The sequence below is a fragment of the Streptomyces sp. NPDC040622 genome (assembly GCF_055593965.1).
In genome coordinates, this window is the sequence record NZ_JBVIXD010000003.1 from 751175 (window position 1) to 775046 (window position 23872).

Here is a 23872-nt window from a genome sequence, read left to right on the forward strand (position 1 = left end):
ACCCTGTGTGTCCGCGCGATCACGGCGCCGCGGCGTCCACGGCCTTCACGATCCGCTTGTCCGAGATCGGGTACGCCGTGCCCAGCGCGTGCGCGAAGTAGCTGACGCGGAGCTCCTCGATCATCCAGCGGATGTCCAGGACCTCCCGCGGGACGGGCCGGCCCTGCGGCATCTGCTCCAGGAGCCACAGGTACTCGTCGCGCATCTCGTGGACCTTCTCCATGCGGGAGGTGTCCCGCTGGACGTTCGTCGGCATCTGCTGCAGCCGCCGGTCCGCCGCCACCATGTACCGCATCAGGTCCGCGAGGCGCCGCAGCCCCGTCTCCGTCACGAAGCCCGGCCTGATGAGGGAGTTCAGCTGCTCCCGCACGTCCGCGAGGTTGGCGAGGAGCGTCGGGCTCCTCGTCGACTTCAGGCGGTGCTCGCAGGCCTGCCAGGCCGCGAGGACCTGCTGCACCTGGCCGACCGCCCGCACGGTCGTGTCGACGATCTCGGCGCGCACCTTGTCGAAGAGCTTGCGGTACGACTCCTCGTCCCACACCGGCCCGCCGAAGTCCGCGATCAGCTTGTCGGCGGCGGCCGTCGCGCAGTCGTCGAAGAGGGCCTGCACGGAGCCGTGCGGGTTCGCCGACAGGGCGATCTTCTGCTGGTTGGTCAGCTTGTCGGAGGCGAACTTGGCCGGATTGACGGGGATGTTGCGCAGGATGAGGCGGCGGGTGCCCTTCCACATCGCCTGCTGCTGCTCCGCCTCGGTGTCGAAGAGGCGTACGGAGACGGTGTCGCCGTCGTCCACGAGCGCCGGGAACGCCTTCACCGGCTGGCCGGCCCTGCGGGTCTCGAAGACGCGCGAGAGCGTGCCGAGCGTCCAGTCCGTGAGGCCGGACCGCTCGACCGCCGCGCCGCCCGACCGCTCCGCCGTGGCCGCGGCGGCCTGCGAGAGCGCCTTGCGGGCCTTCGGCTTCAGGCGGAGCTTCAGCGCCTCGAGGTCCTTGTCCTCGGCGAGCTTCTTGCGCCGCTCGTCGATGATCCGGAACGTGATCTTCAAGTGGTCCGGCACGCGCGTCAGATCGAAGTCGTCCGGCGCGACCGGCACCGCGACCATCCGCTGCAGCTCCCGCGCCAGCGTGACGTGCAGCGGCTCCTGCAGCGGCACCGCGCGCTCCAGGAAGGCCTGCGCGAAGTTGGGCGCAGGGACGTAGTTGCGGCGGATCGGCTTGGGCAGGGAGCGGATCAGCTCGACCACGACCTGTTCGCGCAGCCCGGGGATCTGCCAGTCGAAGCCCTCGTCCGTGACCTGGTTCAGGACCTGCAGCGGGATGTGGACGGTCACGCCGTCCGCGTCCGCGCCCGGCTCGAACTGGTACGTCACCTTGAACTTCAGCTGCCCCTGACGCCACGAGTCGGGATAGTCGTCCTTGGAGACGTCCCCCGCCTTCTCGTTGATCAGCATCGACCGCTCGAAGTCGAGCAGTTCGGGCTCTTCCCGCTGCCGCTTCTTCCACCACGAGTCGAAGTGCGCGCCGGACACGACGTCCGCCGGCACGCGCTGGTCGTAGAAGTCGAAGAGCGTCTCGTCGTCCACGAGGATGTCGCGGCGCCGCGCGCGGTGCTCCAGCTCCTCGACCTCGGTGAGGAGCTTGCGGTTGGCGGCGAAGAACTTGTGGTGCGTGCGCCAGTCGCCCTCGACGAGCGCGTTGCGGATGAACAGGTCGCGGGAGACCTCGGGGTCGATGCGGCCGTAGTTCACCTTGCGGTCGGTGACGATCGGGACGCCGTACAGCGTGACCTTCTCGACCGCCATCACCGCCGCCTGGTCCTTCTCCCAGTGCGGCTCGCTGTACGTGCGCTTCAGGAGGTGCTGGGCGAGCGGCTCGACCCACTCCGGCTCGATGCGCGCGTTGACCCGGGCCCACAGGCGGGAGGTCTCGACGAGCTCGGCCGACATGATGAAGCGCGGGGGCTTCTTGAAGAGGGCGGAGCCGGGGAAGACCGCGAACCTGGCGTTGCGGGCGCCGATGTACTCGTTCCGCCCGCCGCGCTGCTTGGGGTCCTTCTCCTTGCTGTCCTTGTTCTCCTTCACGTCCTTCATCCCGATGTGGGAGAGCAGGCCGGACAGGAGCGAGATGTGGACGTGCTGCTCGGGGGCGTCGTCTTCGTTGAGATGGATGCCCATCTGCTTGGCGACCGTGCGCAGCTGCGTGTAGATGTCCTGCCACTCACGGATGCGCAGGAAGTTCAGGTACTCCGCCTTGCACATCCGGCGGAAGGATGAGGAGCCGCGCTCCTTCTGCTGCTCGCGGACGTAGCGCCACAGGTTGAGGAAGGCGAGGAAGTCGCTCGTCTCGTCCTTGAAGCGGGCGTGCTGCTGGTCGGCCTGCGCCTGCTTCTCGGCCGGGCGCTCGCGCGGGTCCTGGATGGAGAGCGCCGCGGCGATCACCATGACCTCGCGCACGCAGCCGTTCTTGTCGGCCTCCAGGACCATGCGGGCCAGGCGGGGGTCGACGGGCAGCTGGCTGAGTTTGCGGCCCTGCTGGGTGAGGCGCTTCTTCGGGTCCTTCTGCGTGGGGTCCAACGCGCCCAGCTCCTGGAGGAGTTGGACGCCGTCCCGGATGTTGCGGTGGTCCGGCGGGTCGATGAAGGGGAACTTCTCGATCTCGCCGAGACCGGCCGCCGTCATCTGCAGGATGACCGAGGCGAGGTTGGTACGGAGGATCTCCGCGTCCGTGAACTCCGGGCGCGAGACGAAGTCGTCCTCGCTGTAGAGACGGATGCAGATGCCGTCCGACGTACGGCCGCAGCGGCCCTTGCGCTGGTTGGCGCTGGCCTGGCTGATCGCCTCGATGGGCAGGCGCTGCACCTTGGTGCGGTGGCTGTAGCGGGAGATGCGGGCCGTGCCCGGGTCGATCACGTACTTGATGCCGGGGACGGTCAGGGACGTCTCGGCGACGTTCGTCGCGAGGACGACGCGTCTGCCCGTGTGCTGCTGGAAGACGCGGTGCTGCTCGGCGTGCGAGAGCCGGGCGTACAGGGGGAGGACTTCGGTGAAGCGGTAGTTCTTCTTGTTCAGCGCGTCCGCCGTGTCGCGGATCTCGCGCTCGCCGGAGAGGAAGACGAGGATGTCGCCCTTGCCCTCGGCCTGCAGCTCCTCGACGGCGTCGGTGATCGCGGTGATCTGGTCGCGGTCGGTGTCGTCGCTGTCCTCTTCGAGGAGGGGGCGATAACGCACCTCCACCGGATACGTACGCCCGCTGACCTCGACGATCGGCGCCTCCCCGAAGTGCCGCGAGAAGCGCTCGGGGTCGATGGTCGCCGAGGTGATGACGACCTTCAGGTCGGGGCGCTTGGGCAGCAGCTGCGCGAGGTAGCCGAGCAGGAAGTCGATGTTGAGCGATCGCTCGTGGGCCTCGTCGATGATGATCGTGTCGTACGCGCGCAGCTCGCGGTCCGTCTGGATCTCGGCCAGCAGGATGCCGTCCGTCATCAGCTTCACGTACGTGTCCGCGCCGACCTGGTCGGTGAAGCGGACCTTCCAGCCGACCGCCTCGCCGAGCGGGGTGTTCAGCTCCTCGGCCACGCGCTCGGCGACCGTGCGGGCGGCGATCCGGCGCGGCTGCGTGTGGCCGATCATGCCGCGCACGCCCCGGCCGAGCTCCATGCAGATCTTGGGGATCTGCGTGGTCTTTCCCGAACCGGTCTCGCCCGCGACGATCACGACCTGGTGGTCGCGGATCGCGTCGGCGATCTCGTCCTTCTTCTGGCTGACCGGCAGCTGCTCCGGATACGTGATCACGGGCAGCCGGGAGCCGCGCTCGGCCATCCGCGCCCCGGCCTTCTCCACGTCCGCCGAGATCTCGGCGAGGACGGCGGCACGGGCCTCGGGCTTGCGGATCCGGCGTGCACCCTCCAGGCGGCGGCCGATCCGGTGCTCGTCGCGCAGCGAGAGCTCGGACAGGCGGGCGGCGAGGGTGTCGAGGGCGAGGGCGGGCTGCGTAGACATACGGCGTCCAGGATCTCACCCGCGACTCGGCAGTGGCGAACCGATTTCCCGCGGGGCGCGGACCGGCACGTACGATTCCGGGCATGTCGTCCCGTGCTCGTCCGTGGAGCCCCCTCGCGGTGGTGCTGCTCGTCGTGCTCGGACTGCTCTGCGGCGGGCCCGCTGCGGCGGCCGCGGGGGCCGTGCAGCGGGTGGCGGGGGCTTCGGCTCCGGTGGCGTCCGCGGGGGCGTCGGCCGAGGCGCCCGTGGTCCGGGACGCCGACGGCCCCGGCAGGCCCGGCTGTGGCAAGGGCAGCCCGCAGGACGCGGACCACGTGCCGGCCACCCCGGCGCGTTCCGGGACCTCCTGCGAGCTGCTCCCCGCGCTGTACGACGCCCACGTCGCACCCGGCGCGTGCGGCCTCGACCAGGCGGTCCTTTCGATGGCGCCCGGCCGCGCGCCGCCCGCCCTCGACCCGCCGTCGCCGATCGGTCTCTCCGTCCTGCGCGTGTAGGAGGCCCCTGCTCCAGGGGCCCCTTCAACGACGTACAAACAGGACAAGAGAGACCGCTCTGATGCCCGAGAACGACAACAAAAAGAAGAGCCGCAACAGCCGCAACGGCCGCAACATCGCCATCGGCGCCGGAGTCGCCGTCGCCGCGGTGCTGCTCGGCGTCGCCTCGTACACGGCGACCAAGCCCAACGACTCCTCCTCCGCCACCGCCTCCTCGAACGGCCAGGTCAAGGAGGAAGCCGCAGGCGATGCCCCCTCCGCGGACCGGGAGAACGGCGTCTACCCCGAGCTGGAGAAGCTCGCCCGGCGCGACGCCAAGGACCCGCTCGCCCGGGGCCGCGCGGACGCGCCCGTCGTGATGGTCGAGTACGCCGACTTCAAGTGCGGCTTCTGTGGGAAGTTCGCCCGCGACACCGAACCGGGCCTCGTGAAGAAGTACGTCGACGAGGGCACCCTGCGCATCGAATGGCGCAACTTCCCGATCTTCGGCGAGGACTCGGAGCGGGCGGCGCGCGCCGCGTGGGCGGCGGGGCGGCAGGGCCGCTTCTGGCAGTTCCACGAGGCCGCGTACGCCGAGGGGTCCAAGGAGAAGGGCTTCGGCGACGACCGCGTCAAGGAGCTCGCGAAGCGGGCCGGGGTCAAGGACGTCGACCGGTTCGTCCGCGACGCCGGGAGCGGGGCGGCCAAGGACGCGGTGAAGAAGGACCAGGAGGAGGCGTACGGGCTCGGGGCCGCGTCGACGCCGTCCTTCCTGGTCAACGGGCGGCCCATCTCCGGCGCCCAGCCGGACGAGGTCTTCCACCAGGCGATCGAGACGGCCGCCAAGGGCGCGAAGGGCTCCGAGGGCTCCAAGGGCGCCGAGGCCGGGAAGTCCGGTGGCGCCGCGGGGCAGGGCGGTGGCGAGTGACCGCCGACGTGGGGTACTTCGCCGCGTTCCTGGGCGGGCTGCTCGCACTGGTGAGCCCGTGCAGCGCGCTGCTCCTGCCCGCCTTCTTCGCCTATTCGATCGACTCGGCCTCGCGCCTCGTCGCGCGGACCGGCATCTTCTACGCCGGGCTCGCGACCACCCTGGTGCCGCTCGGCGCGGCAGGCTCCTACGCGGGACGGTTCTTCTTCGGCCACCGCGACCAGCTGGTGCTCGCCGCCGGGTGGCTGATCATCGGGCTCGGCGTGCTGCAGATCCTCGGCATGGGCTTCGCCTCCCGGAAGATGGCGGAGCTCTCGGGACGGATCCGGCCCACCACCGCCTTCTCCGTGTACGCGCTCGGCGCGGTCTACGGGCTCGCCGGCTTCTGCGCGGGGCCGATCCTCGGCAGCGTGCTGACCGTCGCCGCGGTGAGCGGAAGCCCGGTCTACGGAGGGCTGCTGCTCGCCGTCTACGCGCTCGGCATGGCCGTGCCCCTCTTCCTCCTCGCCCTGCTCTGGGAGCGGTTCGACCTCGGGCGGCGCAGGTGGCTGCGGGGGCGCACGGTGCGGATCGGGCGGTTCGAGCTGCACACGACGTCGCTGGCGTCGGGCCTGTTCTTCGTCGCGCTCGGCGGCCTGTTCCTCGCCTACGACGGGACGACGGCGCTGCCCGGCCTCCTGGACGTGGACGACTCGTTCGCCGTGGAGCAGTGGGCGGGCGGCGTGGGCCGCGCGGTGCCGGACTCCGTGTTGCTGATCGGCGTGGTGGTGCTGGTGGGTGCGGTGCTCGTGGGGCGGGGGTGGCTTCGGCGGCGGAGGGACGCGGAGGCGGGTCCCTCGCGGGGCGGCGCGGGTGGTTCGGCGGACGCGGCTTCCTCCGCCGTGGAGTGAGGCCGATGTCTGATTGGCCGTATTGAGCCGCATTCAACGGTTACCGAGTGAGAAGGATGCTTATACGTGGTTTAGCGTATTCGTATGCCTGATCAGGAGCCGGAACAGCACCAGCACGGCGCGCACCAGCACGGAGCGCACGGGCGCGTTCCCACCCGGAGCGAGCGGTGGACCGCCTTCAAGGACTCGCCGTTCCTGCCCGCGATCGTGCTGGTGTTCATCCTGGCGGCCGCGGCGGGGCTCTTCGCCGGCTCGTACACGTTCTCCATGGCGAAGCCGACCCCGCACCACATCCCCACCGCCGCGGTCGGCGCGCACGACTCGGCGCGCGGCAAGGCGTTCCTCGCGGGCATGGAGAAGGCGCTGAACGCCTCGCTCGAGGTGCGGCGGTACGGGACGACGGCGGCGGCGCGGCAGGACGTGGAGGAGCAGAAGGTCTTCGCGATCCTGGACGTGGCGGCGGGCTCGGGCGGCTCCGGCGGGGAAAAGGTGACGTTGGACGTCTCCGGGGCGTCCGGCGCCTCGGTCGCGCAGGTGCTCGCGGAGACCGCGCCCAAGGTGGGCAAGGAGGTCGGGGTCCCGGTGACCGTGCGGGACATCAAGCCGCTGCAGGAGGGCGACCCGCGCGGCCTCGCCATCTTCTACATCTCGCTGGCCGCCGTGATCATCGGTTTCGTCGGGGCGATCCAGCTGAGCGTGCACGCGCGCGGGCTGAATCCGGCGGAGCGGATCGGGTTCACCGTGCTGTACGCGCTGCTCGGCGCGTTCGTCATCGCGGCGGTGGTGGACTGGTGGCTGGGCGCGGTGGACCTGCCCTTCGTGGAGTCGTGGCTGATCCTGGCGCTGACGATGTTCGCGTCGGGGATGGTCTTCACGATGTTCAACACGTTGTTCGGGCGGTGGGCGATGCTTCCGACGTGGGGCCTGATGGTGCTGCTCGGGAACCCGTCGTCCGGGGGTGCGGTGTCCTGGCCGCTGCTGCCGTCCGTGCTCGGGCACATCGGTCAGTGGCTGCCGCCGGGTGCGTCGGTGAACGCGCAGCACACGGCGGTGTACTTCGGCGGCCATCAGCACGCGTTTCCGTTCCTGGTGCTGGGGGCGTGGGCGCTGGTTGCCTCGGCGGTCTTCTGGGTGTGGCGGCATCGGCATCCGGGTGGGCGGGTGTCCGTGCCCGCCCATGCGTCGGCCGGCACCGGGGCCTAGGGGCTCGCTCGCCTTCTGTCCGTCCGGCTCTGTCCGTGCGGTTCTGTCCGTCCGGTGGGGCGGGGCGCTTGCGGCTGCCGGTGCGCTGCTGCTGTCAGGGGAGCGGAGAACTGCGCGATCGGCGACGACGGGCCCGCAGCCGTTTCCCGTCCGGGCCCGCGCGGGAAACGGCGGAAGCCCCGCCGGGGCGGGGCTTCCGTGGAGAGGTGGCTGGGGCCGGGATCGAACCGGCGACCTATCGCTTTTCAGGCGATCGCTCGTACCAACTGAGCTACCCAGCCACGCGATCCGCGAGGAATCGCAAGCGGTCCTGACGGGATTTGAACCCGCGGCCTCCACCTTGACAGGGTGGCGAGCACTCCAAACTGCTCCACAGGACCAGGCGCTGTGCGAGCACCAGTCTCGCACAAGGTGTTGCGTGCCCCCAACGGGATTCGGACCCGGAAAACGTGCCTTCCCGGCCTGCCGGGACCGCGCGAGGCGGGGCCCGCGAGAAATCCTCACCCGACGAGTTCCCCGTCGCCGCGCGGCTGGGCGCGCCGGCCCAGCGAAGGGAGCAGGCCGTAGGCGCGCTGGGACGCCTCTTGCAGGATGTCGGGGGGATCTTCGGCGGCGGCGCGTTCCAGACCGAAGGCGAGCGTGAGTTTGTGCACGTGGAACCATGCTTGGTCACCGGCGACGCGAGTGACCGTGACGAAGTGTGCCTCGAGGAGGGGGTCGAGGCGGTCTTCCGCCTCGGCCAGGCTGAGATCCTCGAGCGCGGCGACGGCCTGGAGCGGGAACTCGGCGATGCCCAGATAGCAGAGCTTGCGCAGGGTGGCCCGTGCCCCGGCGGGGAGCCGGACGTAGCTGAGCGTCAGGGCGTCGCGCACGCCGCGTCCGCCGGCCTCGAACTCGTCGAGGCGGATGCCGTCGTGGGCGAGCCGTTCCGCGACCTGGGAGAAGCGCTGGTCCGGCCGGGCGGCCATCCGTGCGCCGAGCGTGTCCAGAGCGAGCATGGAGCCGGCACACACCTGCAGGACCCGCCGCACCTCCTCCGGTTCGGTCCGCACCCGGGAGCGGCCCACGTGGGATTCGAGCAAGGAGAGTGACTCACCGGCCGAGACCTGCCGGATGGCGATCCGGTGCGTCGCCTGCGGGAGTCCGCACAGGGCGGCGCGGGCCGTGATGAGCACGGCGCACCGTGGTTCCGAGGGAAGCAGCAACTCGACCTGGGCCGCGGCGCTCACGTTGTCCAGGACGATGAGCAGGCGCCTGCCGGCGGTTCGCGAGCGGAAGCGGACGGCTCGCTCCTGCGGCGTGCCCGGGATCTCCGCGTCTCCGAGACCGAGGTCGCAGAGGAACCGGCCGAGGATCTCATGCGCGGTGGACGCCCTGGACCCGGCCGAGTGGAAGGCGGCGAAGAGCTGTCCGTCGGGATAGTCGACGGCTGCCCGGTGCGCCGCCTCCACCGCGATGGTGGACTTCCCGAAGCTCGGCGGTCCTGTCATGACGACAATGGGCGGACACTCCCGTGACCCGTTTCCGGCGAGTGCGGCCGTGGTCGCCGCGACGTCTGCCTGCCGCACGGTGCCCGCGGCGCGGGCGGGGAGCTGGCGAGGGGCGGGGGCCGGGGACGGCCACGCCTCGGCGGCCGGGGCGAGTGCGGGATCGCGGTTGAGGATCTGTCCGTGGAGCCGCTCCAGCTCGGGGCTCGGAGACAGGCCCATCTCATCGGCCAGGAGCGTGCGCAGCCGAGTGAACTCCGCGAGTGCCCGGTCGATGCGGCCGGTCCGGTAGAGCGCGAGCAACTGCAGGCGGCGGAACCGCTCGGCGAGGGGATCGCTCTCCACGGCGGCCTCGATGACCGGGATGGCCAGGGCCGCCTGCCCCAGGTGCAGCTGCGACTCGACCCAGTTCTCCAACGCCCCGCGATGCAGCCCCTCGTGCCAGTTGACGGCGCCGTGCACCCCGGCGGCCACCGGGTCGGGAACGGTGAGGTCCCCCCATGACCGCACGGCGCGGCTGAGGGTCCGTTCGCCCTCCCGCCATCGTCCGTCCTGTATCTCGGTGAGCCCCGCACGGCAGTCCTGCTCGAACTCGGCCAGGTCCAGGGACGCCGTGGCGGAGAGCGTGAGGCGGTAGCCGCCGTGGACGCTGTCGACCGCCGCGGCGCCGGGCTTGAGCGCCTTGCGGATCACACTGACGTGGGCGCGCAGCTGCGCGCCGGCACTCTGGGGCGGAGTTCCTTCGTAGATCCCGTCGATCAACCGGTCCTTGGCGACGACCTCGCCCCGTCGCAGTGCCAGGATGCGCAGCACGTAGCCCGGCAGTTTGCAGGACAGGTCGAGGCTACGGTCTTCCCGGTCGATGCGGACGGCCCCCATTACGGTGAGCCGAATATCCCCCGTCACGCGCAATACCTCCGTCCCCAGCGGTTTTGCTGGGGGCGAAGGTAGCACTCAAGTTGAACTTATGAACTAAATTAGACCTTGAGGATCAATGCACGGCCGGGCCGGTCGGTGAGCGGGGATGAAGACCGGTCGGCGCCTGATGGTGCGCAACGGCCGATATCGCCCCGTAAGGCCGCCGCTAGCCCGCCGCACGAGACTCGGCGTATGCCTCGATAATGGTGCGCTCCTGGTCGAAGAGGTCACCGGGCAGGCGGTGGACGTCGAAATAGGAGAGTTCCAGAACCTCGCCGCGATCGGGGCGGACCTCGCTCGGCAGGAGTGGCGCCGAATAGACGACCGTGACCTTGAAGATTTCGTCCCCGTTGGGATACTTGTAGTAGAAATCCTTCCCGGAGAAGATACCGACCAGCGCCAGCTCGCCGACCTCGATATTGGTCTCCTCGCGGACCTCTCGCCGTGCCGTGTCCTGGATGGTCTCACCCGGCTCCATGTGGCCGCCGGGCAGACTCCACTCACCCGTGTCGGTGCGCCGGGTGAGAAGGATCTTCCCGTCGTCCCTTTCCACGATGACGAGTGCGCCGGGAAGAAGCAGAGGCCTGGTCCCCACCAGGCCGCGCATTTCCTTGATGTAGTCCATGGCTCAACTCTCTGTGCTCGTAACGTAGGCCAAGGCGATCCGTGCGACCTCTTCGGTGAACTCGTGCCCCAGCTCGGGCAGCACGACATGACGGGCAAGCCGACCATATCCCCGGTCCAAATCCGCGCGGACCGCGTCGTGTTGGACGAACCGGTCGCGCCCTCCGGTCACCACCAGGACGTCAGGCACCGCCTGCCCGACGTCCGGAGCCGGTATCCGACCGCAGACCAGCACGGCCCGGCCGCAGAGCGACGAGCCGGCCGCCACCGCGGCGGCCACCGAGGCTCCCTGAGAGAACCCCACGACGCCGGTATGCCGCGCAGGCACCCGGTGGCGCTGCTGCAGCCGCGCGATGTACTCGGCCACGGCCGGGGCGGCGCGGCGGGACCGGTCCGCGATCACCGAGGACTGCGAGGAGATGTCGAACCAGGCCCGCCCCTCCCGGGCGAACCTGGGGGTGCACGGCCCGTCCGGGCCGGCCACCACCGTTCGGGTGTCGGGGTGCCGGCCGTCGTCCACGGCCGCGGCCAGGACTGCGGCCATCCCCGCCCCCGTCCCCCCGTACCCGTGCAGCGCGACGATCAGTCGGCGGTGCCTAGGCACTGACCGGCACCTCGCTCCTGGCCGCGGAATCATCCAGCCAGTGGAGCCACTCCACGGTGGACAACAGCGCGAATGCCAGGGTGCAGGCCACCGCGTCACCGGCGGCGAAGCGTTCACGCAACTGCCGCATTCCGGCGGGGCGCACACCCAGCCGCCGGTGCAGCGACTCGGTGGCGTCGGCCAGGGTCCGGTCCACCCGCGGCAGCAGGTCGCCCCGCAGCCACTGGCGTACGGGGGCACGGAAGGGCTGCTTCGGCTGCATGCGGGAGGACGCCGGGAGCAGGTCGGCGAACGCCTCGCGCAGCGCCGCCTTCGTCTGGCTGCCACGCACCAGCGAACGCGCCGGGTACCGCCTGGAGAGTTCGGCGACTCCGCCGTGCAGGAAGGGCGTTCTGCCTTCGATGCCCTCCGCCATCAACAGATGGTCGGTGCGGCGCAGCAGCGGTTCGAGGCTGTGCTCGTACTCGTGCTCCCGCACCACGTCGACGACGGTGGGCTCGATGCCGTGGCGCTGGGCGGCGGCCTCGCGCGACCGGCCCACCGCCCTCCTCAGTTCTCCGGTGGCGGTGGCACACGCGTCTCTTCCCAGGAGTGCGGTGACGAGCTCCAGCCGGTCGTCCGGGAGGTAGAAGTCGACGGGATCGGTGAACGCACCGGCGTAGAGCGCCCGGTAGCGGTGGTAGCCGGCGAACAACTCGTCCGCTCCTTCGCCGACCAGCAGCACCGTGATCCCAGCGGCTCCGGCCAGCTTCGCCAGCGCCCGGTACATCGGCAGGCTCGACATGGCCACCGGTTCACCGAGCGACCGGACCGCGGCAGGCAACCCGGCGAGCAGGTCGGCCGGGCCGAACGACGTCGAGTGGTGCTGCCAGGTGGTGATGACGCCGTCGGAAAGACCCAGGTCGCTGAGGTCGCGGACCCCGTCGCCGGTGTCCTGGGGCAGGACGCTGACCGTGGGCAGATCGCGGATGCCGCGCCGCGCGAGCAGCAGGGCCACCAGGGTGGAATCCAAGCCTCCGCTGACGGCGAGGCCCACTCGGCGATCGGTCAGCAGCATCCGGTCAACAGCCGTCTCAAGGGCGGTCCGCAGCTCCGCCGCCTCGGGAACGCCGGGGGCACAGGGCGTCGGGCGGGTCAGGACCGACTGGGTGATGCGCCCGTCGCGCAGCGTCAGCCGCTCTCCCGGCCCGACCGGTCTGATCCCCTCGAAGAACGAACCGCCGTCGACGACTCGGCGCCCACTGAGCAGGAACTGCGCGAACGCCGCCGGCCTGACCGGAGCCCGGCCGAAGACATCCACCAGCGGCCCCACCTCGGAAGCGACCGCGACGCCGTCCGCCGATTCGCGCACGTAGAGAGGCTTGATGCCCAGCGGGTCGCGCACGGCTCGCAGCGTCCCGTCGGGGAGCCCGCCGACCACCGCGTACATCCCGTCCACCGCCGCTGCCGCGTCCGGCCGGCTGGCACGCCGCGCCTCGTCGAAACCGCCCTCCGGCACCAGGCCGTCGGCACGGTAGACCTCCCCGTTGAACGCGTAGACGGCACCTGATCCGGCGAAGGGCACGGCATCCCGCTGTCTGCTCCGTACCCGGAGCCGGGCCATCCCCAGGGCCGCGGTTCCGTGGTCGACGAGGCCGAGGCCGTCCGGCCCGCGATGCCGTAGCTGTTCGAGGACCCCGGCGGCCACTTCGCTCGCCGACCGTTCCCCCGCGTGCGGTGTCAGCGAGACACCCACCACGCCGCACACGGTCAGTCCCGGCTTCCGAAGGCCGGCGGATCGAGCAGACTGCTGTTGTAGTCGCCGGCCAGCACATGGTTGAGGTAGGTGCCGGAACCGGCGACCACTTGGTAGCTGTGCCGCACCCCCGCGGGGATGAACACCGCGCCCGGACTGTGCACCCGAAACGACTCCTCACCCAGGTGTACGTCCACTTCGAGCCCCCGGTAGTCGTCCTGGGTGCCGAGGAAGACGAACAGGCTGTCGCAGTGATGCACATGGCCGTCCACATGCCCGGCGCCGTAGCTGTCGAGTTCGGGGATGCGGCGGGCGATGCAGTACTGGCCGGCGCCGGCGACGAACCTGTCGTCCACCAGGACGAACCGGTCGCCGGGCCCTGCGCGGTGGTGCCGCAGTTCCGTCGCGGACACGACCGGCGGCTTGACGATCCACTCGGCCGGAGTCCTCGGCAGCCCGTCACCGCCGATGACCCGTTCGGCTCCGAACAGTTCAGGAGCGATCCACTCGTAGGAGGCAGGGTCGCGGTCCACCGCCATGAGATGCAGCCTGGACACATGGCGGAAGGCGTTCTTGCCCACGACGGGCCGGCGGTCGTCCGGCGCCGACCGGGAGTAGGCGCCGACGCGACGGCTGAGGTCGCGCAGCCGCCGACCGTTCGCACACGCGCGGGTGCCCCGGTGGTCCAGGTTGGCGAGCAGGGCGCCCAGATCGACGATTCCGGCCCGCTCACCGAGCCCGTTGACCGAGGTGGAGACCCAGGTGGCGCCGGCATCGATGGCTGCGAGCGCGTTGGCGAGGGCGAGACCCCTGTCGTCGTGCAGGTGCACCTCGATCTCGGCGTCCAGGCCGCTCGACACCAGCCTCCGCACGAGTTCGCCCGTTTTCCCCGGTTCCAGCACCCCCACGGTGTCGGCGATACCGATCCGGTCAGCACCCGCTTTGATCGCTCTGGTGTACGTCTCCACCAGGAGGTCGATGTCGGTACGGCTGCTGTCCTCGACGGTGAACCGCACCTGCAGGCCCAATTGGCGTGCGTAACTGACGGACTCGTCGATCTTGCGGTGAATGTCGTCTCTGCTGCAGCCGGGGAGCCTGCTGTTGAGTGAAATCTCGTTGACCCCGAGGAAGATGCCCACCCAGCCGGCACCGGTCTTGGCCACCGCATCGACGTCGTTGTTGTTCGCCCTGGCGTGTGCCAGCACCGGCACCGAACCACTGGCCTCCACCACGGCTGCCACCCGAAGCTGCTCATGGTGGCCGATCGCGGGGTGCCCGCATTCCACCATGTCGACGCCGCACGCTATGAGGCATTGAGCCACTTCCACGCTCTGCTCCGTGGTGAAGGCGCCGTTGGCAGCCTGCATTCCTTCACGCAGCGTGGCGTCGATGATGCGCACCGGCCGGTCATTCATGGTCGCCCCTCTCCGTTGCCCGAATCAGACCAGCACTCCGCCGCGCACACTCCGCCCCGGTACGCGCCGCCTTTGGTACTGCCGTACATGTCGGCGTATTCGGGCGGCAGGGCAGGACTGCCCGCGAAAGAGAGCCACAACCGCAGAAGCAACCTGCCCTCGTCGGGACCGGCGGCATCACGGAACGCACTCCTGGAGTGCAGGATGTGGAAATTGTTTATCCATTGAATGTCGCCCGGCTGCAGTTCCATCTGCAGCGCCACTCCCCGCCGGTGGAGCAGTTCATCCATGAAATCCATGGCAGCGACCTGCTCGGCGGTCAGCCGCGGTGCCCGCGCATGACGCTGGGAACCCTCGACGAAGCGCCGCACATAGCGGGCTGAGAAATCCCCCGCGAACCGGCTGAACACCGGGAGTTCACACCAGGCGGGACGGCCGGGAGGGGCCTCGCCCCGCTGGTCGTGCGGGAACGGCTGGTACAACACCGCCAGCAGATCGGGGCGTTCGTACAGCGCGAGGTTGTGGAGGGCCTTGCTCGACACCAGTTGGCTGTGCCCGCCCTCGGCGGCGGCACGGATGCACAGCAGTCCGATGACGTCCGTACGGTCGGCGTGAAAGGCGAGGGCGCTGGAACTGTGGTGGCCGCGCTGGGTGGGAACCGAAATCTTCGCCCCTTGGTCCTCGACCCGGGCGATGAGATTTCCGGCGCGGGTCTGCGAAACAGGCGCGCCGATCAACGTGCCGAAGAGCCAGTACGCTGCTTCCACCAGGTCGGGCTCGGCATCCACCGGGAAACCGGTCAGCCGGACGAAGCCGGGGAAGCCGGCGAGACGCCGGTGCACCTGCCCGACCAGGGCACGCGTCGCGGGACCGACCTCGGGAGGCGATGCGGTGGGATTCTTCTCCGCCGCCTCGTCGAGGAATTCACGGGCCAGCATGAGCAGTTCGTGTGCGACGTGCCGCGGAATGGGGAGGCGCCACTGTGCGGGGTCGGCGGACAGGTCCGCTCCGAGCCAGTCTCCCGCCACCGCTGTCGGTGCGGTGCGTACCTCGGTCATACGCCACTTCCCGCACGGAAATCACTCGTGACGTCCGGTTGCCGCCGACCGGACCGGCACTGTGCCGCCGGCACACCACGCTGGACGGATGCGGAAACGGACAACAGGTCGCTGTAGCGCTCATGGGTGTAATCGGCGTACTCGCCCGCGGCGAGTGAATCTCTCATCTCCCTGATGCCATCGACGACTCGCAGGTCCGCGTGAAACCCGATGCGCTTCTCTACGCGGTCGAAGCTGACCCGGTAATCACGTACGTCGGTGACGGAATCCAGCGTGACGAGTTCGGATCCTGACACCTCGGCCGCGATCTGCCGTCCGATGTCACCGAGTTGGTAGCAGTCGGCAGCGGATCCGCAGTTGTACACCTGCGGTACGGAGGGTGTGGCGTCCGCCTCCACTGCCAGGTGCAGCGCCTTCGCCGCGTCGTTGACGTGGAGGAAAGGCCGCCATTGTTTTCCGCCATGGACTTCGATCTTGCCGTTGCGGACCGCGTTGGCCGTCATCACGTTCACCGCAAGGTCAAATCTCATGCGAGGCGCCAGCCCGTACAGCGTGGCGAGCCGCACGATGACAGGCGTGAATCCGACATCCTGACTCACCAGGAGATGATGTTCGGCGCGGACCTTGGATTCCGCGTATTCCGAGTGCGGTTGCAGAGGGGATTCCTCGTCCGCCACCTCGTCGACGACACCGTAATTGCTGCAGGTCGAGGAGAAGACGAAGCGGGACACCCCGGCCTTGCGGCACTCCGCGACCAGCCGCACGGTGGCCAGGTAGTTGACCTCCCAGGTCAACTGGGTATTGATGCTGCTGGCCGGATCGCCTACGACTGCTGCCAGGTGAACCACGCTGTCCACGGTCTTCAGCACCGCCGACCAATCAGCGATGTCGCGCACATCGCCTTCGATATAGTCAACGGGGCCTCCCTCCATGCGCCAGCCCGGGATCAGCCCGTTGTCGAGAACGGTGACGTGATACCCCCCGTCCCGAACCAGCCTTTTCACCAGGGCAGATCCGACGTACCCGCAGCCTCCGGTAATCAGAACCCTTCGTCTCACGCGCCCTCCTTGGATTCTCCGGCGCCCTCGCCGTGCGGCTCGATGACCAGCACGTCAGGAACAATGGCGCCCGCGTACCAGGGCTGCGCTCGGCGCAACTGCGCGCGCAGTTCCCTCTCGTCCGGCGCACCGCGCACGGTCAGCCGCGCGTGCAGCTCGACCGAGCCGTCGTCCGCGTGCCGGGGAGTCAGTTCGCCACCCGTGACGCCGGGTGCGGAAAGCAGCAGCCGCCTGGTCATCTCCGGATCGACGGCGACGTCACTCCGGTGCCCGTACAGCAGCGAGCCCCGCGCGCCGAGTTCCGGAATCCCCAGCTCTGAGACGGGCAGGTCGGGATGTTCGGCCAGCGCTTCGAGGAACGTGAGTCCGTGGTCCAGGATCTTCCGCGCATCCCGCTCCGCGCACAGCGGGCCGCGCACGGTGAGCAGGAGGAGCGGCTCCGGCAGGTGGCGGATGGTGAGGGCGAGGTCCGGCTTGCCCGCGGCCGGGTCGTATCGCATCGTCACGTTCCGCAGCTGCTCCGGAGCGGGTCCGTAGAGGAACGATGCGTGTGCGCGACGGATCGTCGGTACGTAGTTCACTTCGAAGGCGGGCTGGAACACCGAGCCGCTGGAGCGCTCCTCGGAATTGAGCCAGTCCAGCAGGGCGTTCGCGTCGTACATGGTGTTTCCGGTGGCCGCGTCGAGCGCCTGGCCCGACTTCTCCAGTCTCCCGCGGAGGGTGTCCTCACGGTCACCGTCCACGACAGAGAAGAAGGGCTGCGCGATCTGCGCAACTGCCCGGAAGTCCGCCGGCAGCGCACGATTGCCGTGGGTGGTCTTGAACGTGTGACGATGCTGGCCCGACAACAGGCCGACCACCGTGCTGAGCGCGGCCACCCACGCCGTCTGCGGAGACACGCGCAGCCTGCGGCAGGTCGCCACCAGGCGGTCCGTCGTGTCCCGGCCCAACGGCACCTGACTCACCTGGGCCTGCTCGGTCTCCGGCCGCTCTCCCGCACCGTACGTGCAGGACCGCGGGGCGTTCGCGAGCGCTGATTTCCAGTAGGCGGTGCTCTTTCGAACGTCCGGGTGCTCGTTGCCCTTCGCATAGGTGCTCGCCTGCGGCGTGATGCTGGGCGCGGCGCTGCCGTTCCTGCGCAGCAACTCGGCCAGATGCGCGGCCACCGCCTGCTTGCCGAGCGAATCGACGAAGACGTGCGAAAGGCTCAGTTTGATCGCCGATACGCGGTCCCCCGCGAGGTAGAACACGGCTTTGACGGACGACTCCCGTGGCTGGACCGGAACCGTGCCCCACCGGTCCTCGTCGGGCTCGTAGGGCCTCGTCTCGATGCTGTCGTGGATCGTGGCGAGTGCCTCACGTGCTGAGACCACCCGCTGCCGCGGGTTTCCGTGGTCGTCGTCGCACAGGCGGCTGCGGAGTCCCTCGTGCGCGCTGATCAGTTCCCTCAGCGCCTGCGTCGCGGCGTCCGGGGAAATGTCCTCGACCGGCGAGACGATGAGCGTCTGAACTCGTTCCGGCAGCTCGGCTTCAGTCCAATTACGGTGGTTTCGCAGCTGGGATGGATTGAGTTCCAGCAGGTTGTCGTCTTCCTTCATGTCTCATCCAACTTTCCTGCAGTACGGCGGCCACTCAGCGGAACGACGGCTAAGCAGAGAACTCGATCATGACTGCGGTCGCATCATCCGAGGCCTTCCTGCGGGGAAATCTGGTAGCTGACTCATCGGCCAGCTCCAGCGCCCTGGTCCTGTCGATGACCTCCTGGCAACTGGTCGCCCCGAGCGATCGGTAGATTTCGTGGCGGTCGATGTGGCCGAATATGTCGGTAAGTTGCGTCACGCCGTCCGTCAGCAGCGCGGCACCGGCGACCTCGGTCATCGAGAAGCGCCCGTTCACCGCCTCCGCGGCCACTCCCGGATCGGCGGCCACCGTAAAGAAGCCCTCCTTGGAATTTCGGAAGGCGTCACCGAATTCCTGGTACTCCTTGGTGGTGCGCGCCCACTCGTCGGATCCGATCGGCAGGGCGTCGAGCCGGGCCCGCCAGGCCCGCATGTCCGGCCGTTCCCTGACGGCCTCCACGCGAATGTCGCGGAGGAAGTGCACCTCCGCCGTGGCTGCCACCGCGGTCTCCAGCATCGCCTCGCTGTCGCCGAGGACCAGGTACTCCAGGTGGTCCGCGTCCCAGCGGACCGCCGCCAGCGTCGCCTGCGGTGTGCGCGGATGCCCGAGATCACAGACGCCGGAGTGCTGCTCGGTCGTCCTGGAGATCGCATCGGCCAGACACTGGGCGAAGGGCCTGTCCATTCTTGCGGCGAGCTCCAGAAGGCTCCCGCCGACCGAGGTGGTGAACCACGGAGTGCCGTGTGAGCATCCCGTTCCGGGGGCGACGGGCGCGCTGACGCCGTCGAGCACGACGGCCACGCCTCCGCGTCCCACGGCCGGCAGCGCGGCAGCGGCGAAATCCTCGTTCTGCACGGCTCCGAGGGAAGCCCTGCTGGCGATGTCAATGCGCATACTTATCCCACACATTCGTTCCGGGGGAGATTACGGACCGCAGGCAGCAGCAGCAGGATGAGGCACACCACGATGCCTATTCCGGTTGCGATATGGAGTAGCTGAACAGCACCTATGACTCCGGCTACGGGGCCGGCCAGCGCCTGCCCCACCGGCTTCATCATCAGCGAGCCCGCCGCGTCGTATGCGTGCACTCGCCCAAGGAATTGGACCGGTATGTACGTCTGCACGCTGGTGTGGAACATGACTCCCCAGAACGCCATGCTCGCCCCGCCGACGCAATAGCAGGCGCCGAGCATCGGAGCCGACAGGTCGAATGACGAACTCAGGGGAATCAGCACGTAGAAGAACATCGCGATGGTGGCCGCACGAAGCGGTCGCACCGGACGCAGTCTGATCGCGATCACTCCGCCCAGAACGCTGCCGAGTCCCATGGCGGACATGATCAGGCCGAAGGTCGAAGCGCCGAGTCGGTCGACCAGGATGCCGTTGGTGAGGGTCAGGGTCGGCCCCCAGGAGCCCAGCTGAAACAGCATCCACACCGCTACGACCTGCCACAGCCACCGCCGTGCCACGAACTCGCGCCAGCCCACGAAGAGATCGCTGCGCAGCGAGCTCCTCGGCCCGTCGGGCGCGGGCAGGGGCGCCAGGCGCAGCAGCAGCAGGCAGCAGCCGCTGGCGCCGAACGTCAGCGCGTCGAAGGCGATCACGGCGGCGGGCTGCATCAGCGCCAGCAGCCCGCCGGCGACAGCCGGGCCGACCACGACGGCGGACGACTCCGTGATGCGCAGGACGGCGTTGGCGCGCTGCACGTCGGACGCGAGCCTGGGGGTCACGCTGGCCACGCCCGGCTGGAACAGCGCACCGCCGGTGCCGAGCATGGCCAGCAAGGTGAGGATCACCCAGAGTGGCGGTGGTCCGGTCAGCAGCAGGGCCGCCAGGGTGAGTTGGACGGCCAGGCGCACGAAGTCCGCGAAGATCATCAGTCGCCGCGCGCCGAGCCGGTCCGACAGCACCCCGCCGAAGATCATGAATCCCGCGAACGGCCCCAGATGCGCGGCCAGCGCGTACCCCACACCCGAGATGCCGTAGCCGGCCTCCAGCATGGCGGCAGTGATCGCGACCGGGAGTGCGGCGTCCCCGAGCAGTGACGTGGTCCTGGCCGTGAAGAAGAGCCGGAAATCCGGAACCCAGAGTGTCGGCTTGGCGTTCCGCTCTTCGACCTGGACCCCGTCGTTGGTCACCTGGACTCCGTCGTGGCTCCAGCTGCGGCGAGGGAACGTATCTGCTCGAGTGTCATGACGTCACGCTCGTGGAAGTTCGCCGCGGAGCTGTCCGCGAAGACCACGACCATGCCCCGGCGGTCCTCGTCGGAGGTGTTCGGCTCGCTCCCGTGCACGAAGGTGGATTCCCACATCGCGGATTCGCCGGGCTTGAGCAAGAAGTCGTGGCGCTCGGCGAGTTCGGGCACTTTGTAGCTCAGGGTTTCGTGCCACGGGTGATCGGGGTCGTCGCGGTGTTCGATCACGCCGTGGACATGCGAGCCCGGATAGCCGTGCAGGCCGCCGTTGGCGGGCGACACGTCGGTCAGCGCGGTCCACATGTTGAAGGAGCCGGGGAGGTGGCGGTCCCACAGAGCCTGATCCTGATGCGGCGCGACGTGGGTGCCGATCCGGGCCGGCTTGAGGAAGGCCGCATGGAGGATCGCCACGGCACTCGGACCGATGAGCGTTTCCGCCAGGTCGAGCGCCCCCATCCGGTGGAGAATCGGCGCGTAGAGCTTCTTGTCGCTCCACAGGAGCCGACGCAGTTTGCGCAACCTGCGTGTTCCGCCCGACTCGTCGTACTGCGCCTGATAGCCCGGCGGAATCCGGTCCGCGGCATCCAGCTTGTCGAAGTGCTCGAGTACGGCCAGCCGGTCACTTTCACACAGACGAGGTCCGAGTTCGAGGAAGCCGTTCCGTCGGAACTTTGCCCAGTCCAGGTCGAAGCCTGCTGCGGTCATGTTCACTCCTAGGCGTTAGGCGTGCTCAGCTCATGCCATCGCGCGTGGGCAGCGCGACGGTCGATCTTGTGCTGTGCCAGTCGGGGAAGTGGTTCCGTCGTTCTGACGATGCGGCGCGGTGTCCGCTGGTCCCCCAACTCCAGAGCGAGGTGCTCACGTAGGTCCGCGGTCTTGGTTTCCGCATCCGGTCCTGGTGCCACTCGCACGAGCAGCCCCACATCCTCACCGGTACGCAGCTGAAGTCGGACGGCCGCCGATTCCAGTACACCGGGATGCCCGTTGGCCGCCTCTTCGATCTCATGCAGGTAGACGGTGAATGCCCCTCTGAGCACCACGTCCTTGTGCCGGCCGGTGATGCGGTAGCGGCCGCCGGCGTCTCGGCCGGCAAGGTCTCCGGTTCTGACCCAGCCCTCCCGGAACAACTCCTTGTTCGCGGTGTCGTTCGCGTAGTAGCCGTGGCTCACCGCTGCACCGTGCAGTTCGAGTTCGCCTTCGCCCGGGCCGACGACGATGCTGCCGTCCGCCGACCGCAGCCTCGCCGACACGGTCGCGGGCCGGCCGATGGAGTGGGTCGCCCGCCCGTCAGGCCCGATGTCCCCGAAGAAGGCGGCGAAGGAGACTTCGGTGAGGCCGTAGACGTTCAGGAGCACGGCCCGGCAGTTCTGCTGGATGGCCCGCTGAGACTGCTCGAAGAGGGGTGCGCCCCCCGACAGGCAGACGATGGTGTCCCCGTGTTCGGCTCCGGGGTCCACCGACATCTTGGTGAGCAGATCCACGAGCGGCGGGACCAGATAGGTGAGGTCGACGTCATGTTCCCTGAGCCCCGCCCAATAGCCCTTCGCCGAGGCGACGGTGAGCTCGGGAAGGACCGTGACAGGCAGTCCCATGACAGCGGGCCACAGGTAGTTCATGCCGAGGATGCCAAGACCTGACAGCCGCATGGTGACGCCGAAGCGCTGCCGTCTTTGCCCCAGGAGTTCGGTCAGCGCGGCACCGCCGGCCCGATAGGCGTGGAGCAGCTGGCTGTGCGTCAGCACCACTCCCCTCGGGTCACTGGTGGAGCCCGAGGTGTAGCTGAGCAGCGCGGTGTCCCCCGGCAACGGTGGAGGATCCGCGCCGCCGGCCGGAGCGCTCTCGCAGGTACCACGGGCCGCGTCGAAGACCGTCTCAACGGCACTCAGACGCAGCACCGAGCGAGTGGTGGTGCGCCCCCATTGGCTGTCCAGGAGGACCGGCACGCCGCCCACCTGCCAGACGGCGAGCACACCGGGAAGAACGTCCGGGTGGTCGATCATGACCACGGCACAGCGGCCGCCGGGACCGAGTCCGGCCTCCCGGAGCTTCGGTGCGAGCTCCCGGCCGCGCTCCAGGAGCCCACGCCAGGTCAGCGTGGTCCCCTCGTAGGGAGCGCGGGCGTAGACGAGCGCCTCGCCGTCCGGCGTACTCGCCGCCTGACGCTCGTAGACCTCCAGCAGGGTGTCCGCGCTCATGCCGGGATCTCCGCCGGGGCCCACCGCACCTCGCCGCCGTGCGGCGTGCACCGGGCGAGCAGGAAGCGCCGCCCGTCGGGCCACAGCTGGCAGCTGACCTCGACCACGGTCGAGTCGTCCTCGTTCGGCTCCATGGAAATCCAGGCCAGCGGCCGGTCGGCGGTGGTACCGGCGCCGTGGGCACGGACGAGGTCCGCGAACTTGGCACGTTCGGCGTCATCGAAGTACGTGAGGACCATGGAGTGGTAGAGCACGGTGGCCTGGCCCGCCGGGCGGGTGGCGAGCTGCCGGGAGGCCCACGCGCAGGCTTCGTCCGCATCGATCGGGACGGCGGGAGCGGACCGTGCGATGTCGAGCGCCGCGTTGAGCCGGGTCATGCGCTCGACGTGCTCGGGCCACACGAACGACCTCAAGAGGTCCATGCACCTCGGGTCTCGCGCGTCGATCGGGTTGAGGTCGCAGCCCCGGCGTTCGACGACCTCTGGGGCTCCGGTCGGCGGATCGCCGTCCTTGAACTGCCCGGTCAGGCGCAGGGCCGAGTCCGGAGGGCCCCAGCTCCGCTCGCCCGAGGCGACGAAGTACCGGTCGATGAGGAGGTTGAGACCGGCGCTGGCGCCGACCTCGAGCAGTCGGACCGGCATTCCGGTCGCCTCGGCCACGTAATTGATCGCGGCGGACAGCGGAGCCGCTCGTCCCACCTCATTGGTCTGCACACCGGCCGGCAGCTCCCGCCGCACCGCCGGCATCCGGTCCTGGAGGAAGGCCAGAAAGGCCGGGACGAGTCGATCGACATCGCACCGCCCGCCGAAGACCGGGTAGTGGTCCGTGACCCAGGAGGCGTTCTCCGCCAGGGCCACCCGGTTGACCGCGCCCAGCAGCCTGAGGCATTGGGCGGACTGGATGGGGTCCCGCGTCTCCGAGGTGAGCAACTCGGTGAGCCGGGGGTCGCGACCGAGCCGGTCCATCACCCCGGTGATCATCCCTACGTAGCCGGCCGACCCGGCCTGCCGACAGATCTCCCGCTGCCAGGCCCAGCCCGCGTGCACCTGCTCCACGGTGAGTGTCATGCCGACTGCACCAGCTTGTAGGCGTTGCGCAGCGTGGAGATCGACTCCGGACTGGCCTCCTCCGGATCGATCGGTGCGCCTCTGACTTCCTCAATGAAGAAGAAGAACTCCAGTGTCGACAGTGAGTCGAGCAAGCCGGAGTCCAGAAGTTCGGTGTCCGAGGCGAGCTCCAGGTCGGCCTCGCCCAGAATCTCGCGCAGATACTTCTTGCTCTCCTCGTAGAAGGTCTCTTCGTCCATCGTCGTGTCCTCCCCGCGTCAGCCTGCCTACCTGCCTCAGGGACGGTACGGAGTACTCACACCGCGTCCCGCCGATCCGCCCGGGTCGCCTGCTCGCCGACCGGCTGCCGCACGGTATCGCCGGCGCGCATGACCGTTGAATGATCGTTGTCGCGCTGCTCCCTCGC

The 23872-nt window shown here is 69.3% G+C and carries 19 protein-coding genes and 2 tRNA genes; 4 read left to right on the forward strand and 17 right to left on the reverse strand.

The window, feature by feature from the left end; genetic code table 11:
- Positions 1-19: 19 nt before the first annotated feature.
- On the reverse strand, positions 20-3997 hold the full coding sequence (hrpA, locus tag ACZ592_RS11875) for an ATP-dependent RNA helicase HrpA (protein WP_471581350.1): 3978 nt from the start codon (positions 3995-3997) through the stop codon (positions 20-22).
- An 83-nt stretch (positions 3998-4080) separates the two neighbouring features.
- On the opposite strand from hrpA, the gene ACZ592_RS11880 reads away from it, so the two are divergent.
- From ACZ592_RS11880 to ACZ592_RS11895, 4 genes are all read left to right on the forward strand, one after another.
- Complete coding sequence (locus ACZ592_RS11880) at positions 4081-4491, forward strand: hypothetical protein (RefSeq protein ID WP_471581351.1); 411 nt, start codon at positions 4081-4083, stop codon at positions 4489-4491.
- A 61-nt stretch (positions 4492-4552) separates the two neighbouring features.
- On the forward strand, positions 4553-5398 hold the full coding sequence (locus ACZ592_RS11885) for a DsbA family protein (RefSeq protein ID WP_471581352.1): 846 nt from the start codon (positions 4553-4555) through the stop codon (positions 5396-5398).
- Positions 5395-6288 carry a cytochrome c biogenesis CcdA family protein gene (locus ACZ592_RS11890; protein ID WP_471581353.1) on the forward strand — a complete coding sequence of 298 codons (894 nt, stop codon included), beginning with the start codon at positions 5395-5397 and terminating at the stop codon, positions 6286-6288. Before ACZ592_RS11885 ends, ACZ592_RS11890 begins: the two co-directional genes overlap by 4 nt.
- An 84-nt stretch (positions 6289-6372) precedes the next feature.
- Positions 6373-7491, forward strand: coding sequence for an ABC-2 transporter permease (locus ACZ592_RS11895; RefSeq protein ID WP_471581354.1), 1119 nt, complete (start codon positions 6373-6375; stop codon positions 7489-7491).
- Positions 7492-7698: 207 nt separating this feature from the next.
- Here ACZ592_RS11895 and ACZ592_RS11900 read toward each other — a convergent pair.
- From ACZ592_RS11900 to ACZ592_RS11975, 16 genes are all read right to left on the reverse strand, one after another.
- Positions 7699-7772, reverse strand: a tRNA-Phe gene (locus tag ACZ592_RS11900).
- A gap of 24 nt (positions 7773-7796) precedes the next feature.
- A tRNA-Asp gene (locus ACZ592_RS11905) sits at positions 7797-7871 on the reverse strand.
- Positions 7872-7991: 120 nt separating this feature from the next.
- Positions 7992-9857 carry an AfsR/SARP family transcriptional regulator gene (locus ACZ592_RS11910; RefSeq protein ID WP_471581355.1) on the reverse strand — a complete coding sequence of 622 codons (1866 nt, stop codon included), beginning with the start codon at positions 9855-9857 and terminating at the stop codon, positions 7992-7994.
- Between the two features lie 205 nt (positions 9858-10062).
- Positions 10063-10521 (reverse strand): NUDIX hydrolase, encoded by a 459-nt coding sequence (locus ACZ592_RS11915; RefSeq protein ID WP_471581356.1) that lies wholly within the window; start codon positions 10519-10521, stop codon positions 10063-10065.
- Between the two features lie 3 nt (positions 10522-10524).
- Positions 10525-11157 (reverse strand): alpha/beta hydrolase, encoded by a 633-nt coding sequence (locus ACZ592_RS11920; RefSeq protein ID WP_471581357.1) that lies wholly within the window; start codon positions 11155-11157, stop codon positions 10525-10527.
- On the reverse strand, positions 11117-12862 hold the full coding sequence (locus tag ACZ592_RS11925) for an asparagine synthetase B family protein (protein WP_471581358.1): 1746 nt from the start codon (positions 12860-12862) through the stop codon (positions 11117-11119). The genes ACZ592_RS11920 and ACZ592_RS11925 overlap by 41 nt, the downstream gene beginning before the upstream one ends.
- 11 nt (positions 12863-12873) lie before the next feature.
- Positions 12874-14259, reverse strand: coding sequence for a homocitrate synthase/isopropylmalate synthase family protein (locus ACZ592_RS11930; RefSeq protein WP_471581359.1), 1386 nt, complete (start codon positions 14257-14259; stop codon positions 12874-12876).
- Positions 14260-14270: 11 nt separating this feature from the next.
- Positions 14271-15332 carry a TauD/TfdA family dioxygenase gene (locus ACZ592_RS11935; RefSeq protein WP_471581360.1) on the reverse strand — a complete coding sequence of 354 codons (1062 nt, stop codon included), beginning with the start codon at positions 15330-15332 and terminating at the stop codon, positions 14271-14273.
- Positions 15329-16390 (reverse strand): NAD-dependent epimerase/dehydratase family protein, encoded by a 1062-nt coding sequence (locus ACZ592_RS11940; protein ID WP_471581361.1) that lies wholly within the window; start codon positions 16388-16390, stop codon positions 15329-15331. Before ACZ592_RS11940 ends, ACZ592_RS11935 begins: the two co-directional genes overlap by 4 nt.
- On the reverse strand, positions 16387-17988 hold the full coding sequence (locus ACZ592_RS11945) for a condensation domain-containing protein (RefSeq protein WP_471581362.1): 1602 nt from the start codon (positions 17986-17988) through the stop codon (positions 16387-16389). The genes ACZ592_RS11940 and ACZ592_RS11945 overlap by 4 nt, the downstream gene beginning before the upstream one ends.
- A gap of 49 nt (positions 17989-18037) precedes the next feature.
- Positions 18038-18904: a hypothetical protein gene (locus tag ACZ592_RS11950; protein ID WP_471581363.1), complete on the reverse strand. Its 867-nt coding sequence runs from the start codon at positions 18902-18904 to the stop codon at positions 18038-18040.
- Between the two features lie 2 nt (positions 18905-18906).
- A complete protein-coding gene (locus ACZ592_RS11955; protein ID WP_471581364.1) occupies positions 18907-20148 on the reverse strand; it encodes an MFS transporter in 1242 nt (413 codons plus the stop codon).
- Complete coding sequence (locus ACZ592_RS11960) at positions 20145-20909, reverse strand: phytanoyl-CoA dioxygenase family protein (RefSeq protein WP_471581365.1); 765 nt, start codon at positions 20907-20909, stop codon at positions 20145-20147. Before ACZ592_RS11960 ends, ACZ592_RS11955 begins: the two co-directional genes overlap by 4 nt.
- Positions 20910-20917: 8 nt before the next feature.
- Positions 20918-22399 carry a class I adenylate-forming enzyme family protein gene (locus ACZ592_RS11965; protein ID WP_471581366.1) on the reverse strand — a complete coding sequence of 494 codons (1482 nt, stop codon included), beginning with the start codon at positions 22397-22399 and terminating at the stop codon, positions 20918-20920.
- Entirely contained in the window at positions 22396-23466 is a 1071-nt protein-coding gene (locus ACZ592_RS11970; protein ID WP_471581367.1) for a DUF2332 domain-containing protein, read from the reverse strand. Before ACZ592_RS11970 ends, ACZ592_RS11965 begins: the two co-directional genes overlap by 4 nt.
- Positions 23463-23705, reverse strand: coding sequence for a phosphopantetheine-binding protein (locus ACZ592_RS11975; protein WP_268772101.1), 243 nt, complete (start codon positions 23703-23705; stop codon positions 23463-23465). The genes ACZ592_RS11970 and ACZ592_RS11975 overlap by 4 nt, the downstream gene beginning before the upstream one ends.
- Between the last annotated feature and the right edge of the window lie 167 nt (positions 23706-23872).

Coding starts and splice junctions, on each gene's coding strand:
- ACZ592_RS11945 (WP_471581362.1), bottom strand. CDS start 17,988: ATGAAGGAAGACGACAACCTGCTGGAACTCAATCCATCCCAGCTGCGA.
- ACZ592_RS11960 (WP_471581365.1), bottom strand. CDS start 20,909: ATGACCGCAGCAGGCTTCGACCTGGACTGGGCAAAGTTCCGACGGAAC.
- ACZ592_RS11935 (WP_471581360.1), bottom strand. CDS start 15,332: ATGACCGAGGTACGCACCGCACCGACAGCGGTGGCGGGAGACTGGCTC.
- ACZ592_RS11970 (WP_471581367.1), bottom strand. CDS start 23,466: ATGACACTCACCGTGGAGCAGGTGCACGCGGGCTGGGCCTGGCAGCGG.
- ACZ592_RS11895 (WP_471581354.1), top strand. CDS start 6,373: ATGCCTGATCAGGAGCCGGAACAGCACCAGCACGGCGCGCACCAGCAC.
- ACZ592_RS11885 (WP_471581352.1), top strand. CDS start 4,553: ATGCCCGAGAACGACAACAAAAAGAAGAGCCGCAACAGCCGCAACGGC.
- ACZ592_RS11950 (WP_471581363.1), bottom strand. CDS start 18,904: ATGCGCATTGACATCGCCAGCAGGGCTTCCCTCGGAGCCGTGCAGAAC.
- ACZ592_RS11965 (WP_471581366.1), bottom strand. CDS start 22,399: ATGAGCGCGGACACCCTGCTGGAGGTCTACGAGCGTCAGGCGGCGAGT.
- ACZ592_RS11910 (WP_471581355.1), bottom strand. CDS start 9,857: ATGGGGGCCGTCCGCATCGACCGGGAAGACCGTAGCCTCGACCTGTCC.
- ACZ592_RS11920 (WP_471581357.1), bottom strand. CDS start 11,157: ATGATTCCGCGGCCAGGAGCGAGGTGCCGGTCAGTGCCTAGGCACCGC.
- hrpA (WP_471581350.1), bottom strand. CDS start 3,997: ATGTCTACGCAGCCCGCCCTCGCCCTCGACACCCTCGCCGCCCGCCTG.
- ACZ592_RS11975 (WP_268772101.1), bottom strand. CDS start 23,705: ATGGACGAAGAGACCTTCTACGAGGAGAGCAAGAAGTATCTGCGCGAG.
- ACZ592_RS11880 (WP_471581351.1), top strand. CDS start 4,081: ATGTCGTCCCGTGCTCGTCCGTGGAGCCCCCTCGCGGTGGTGCTGCTC.
- ACZ592_RS11915 (WP_471581356.1), bottom strand. CDS start 10,521: ATGGACTACATCAAGGAAATGCGCGGCCTGGTGGGGACCAGGCCTCTG.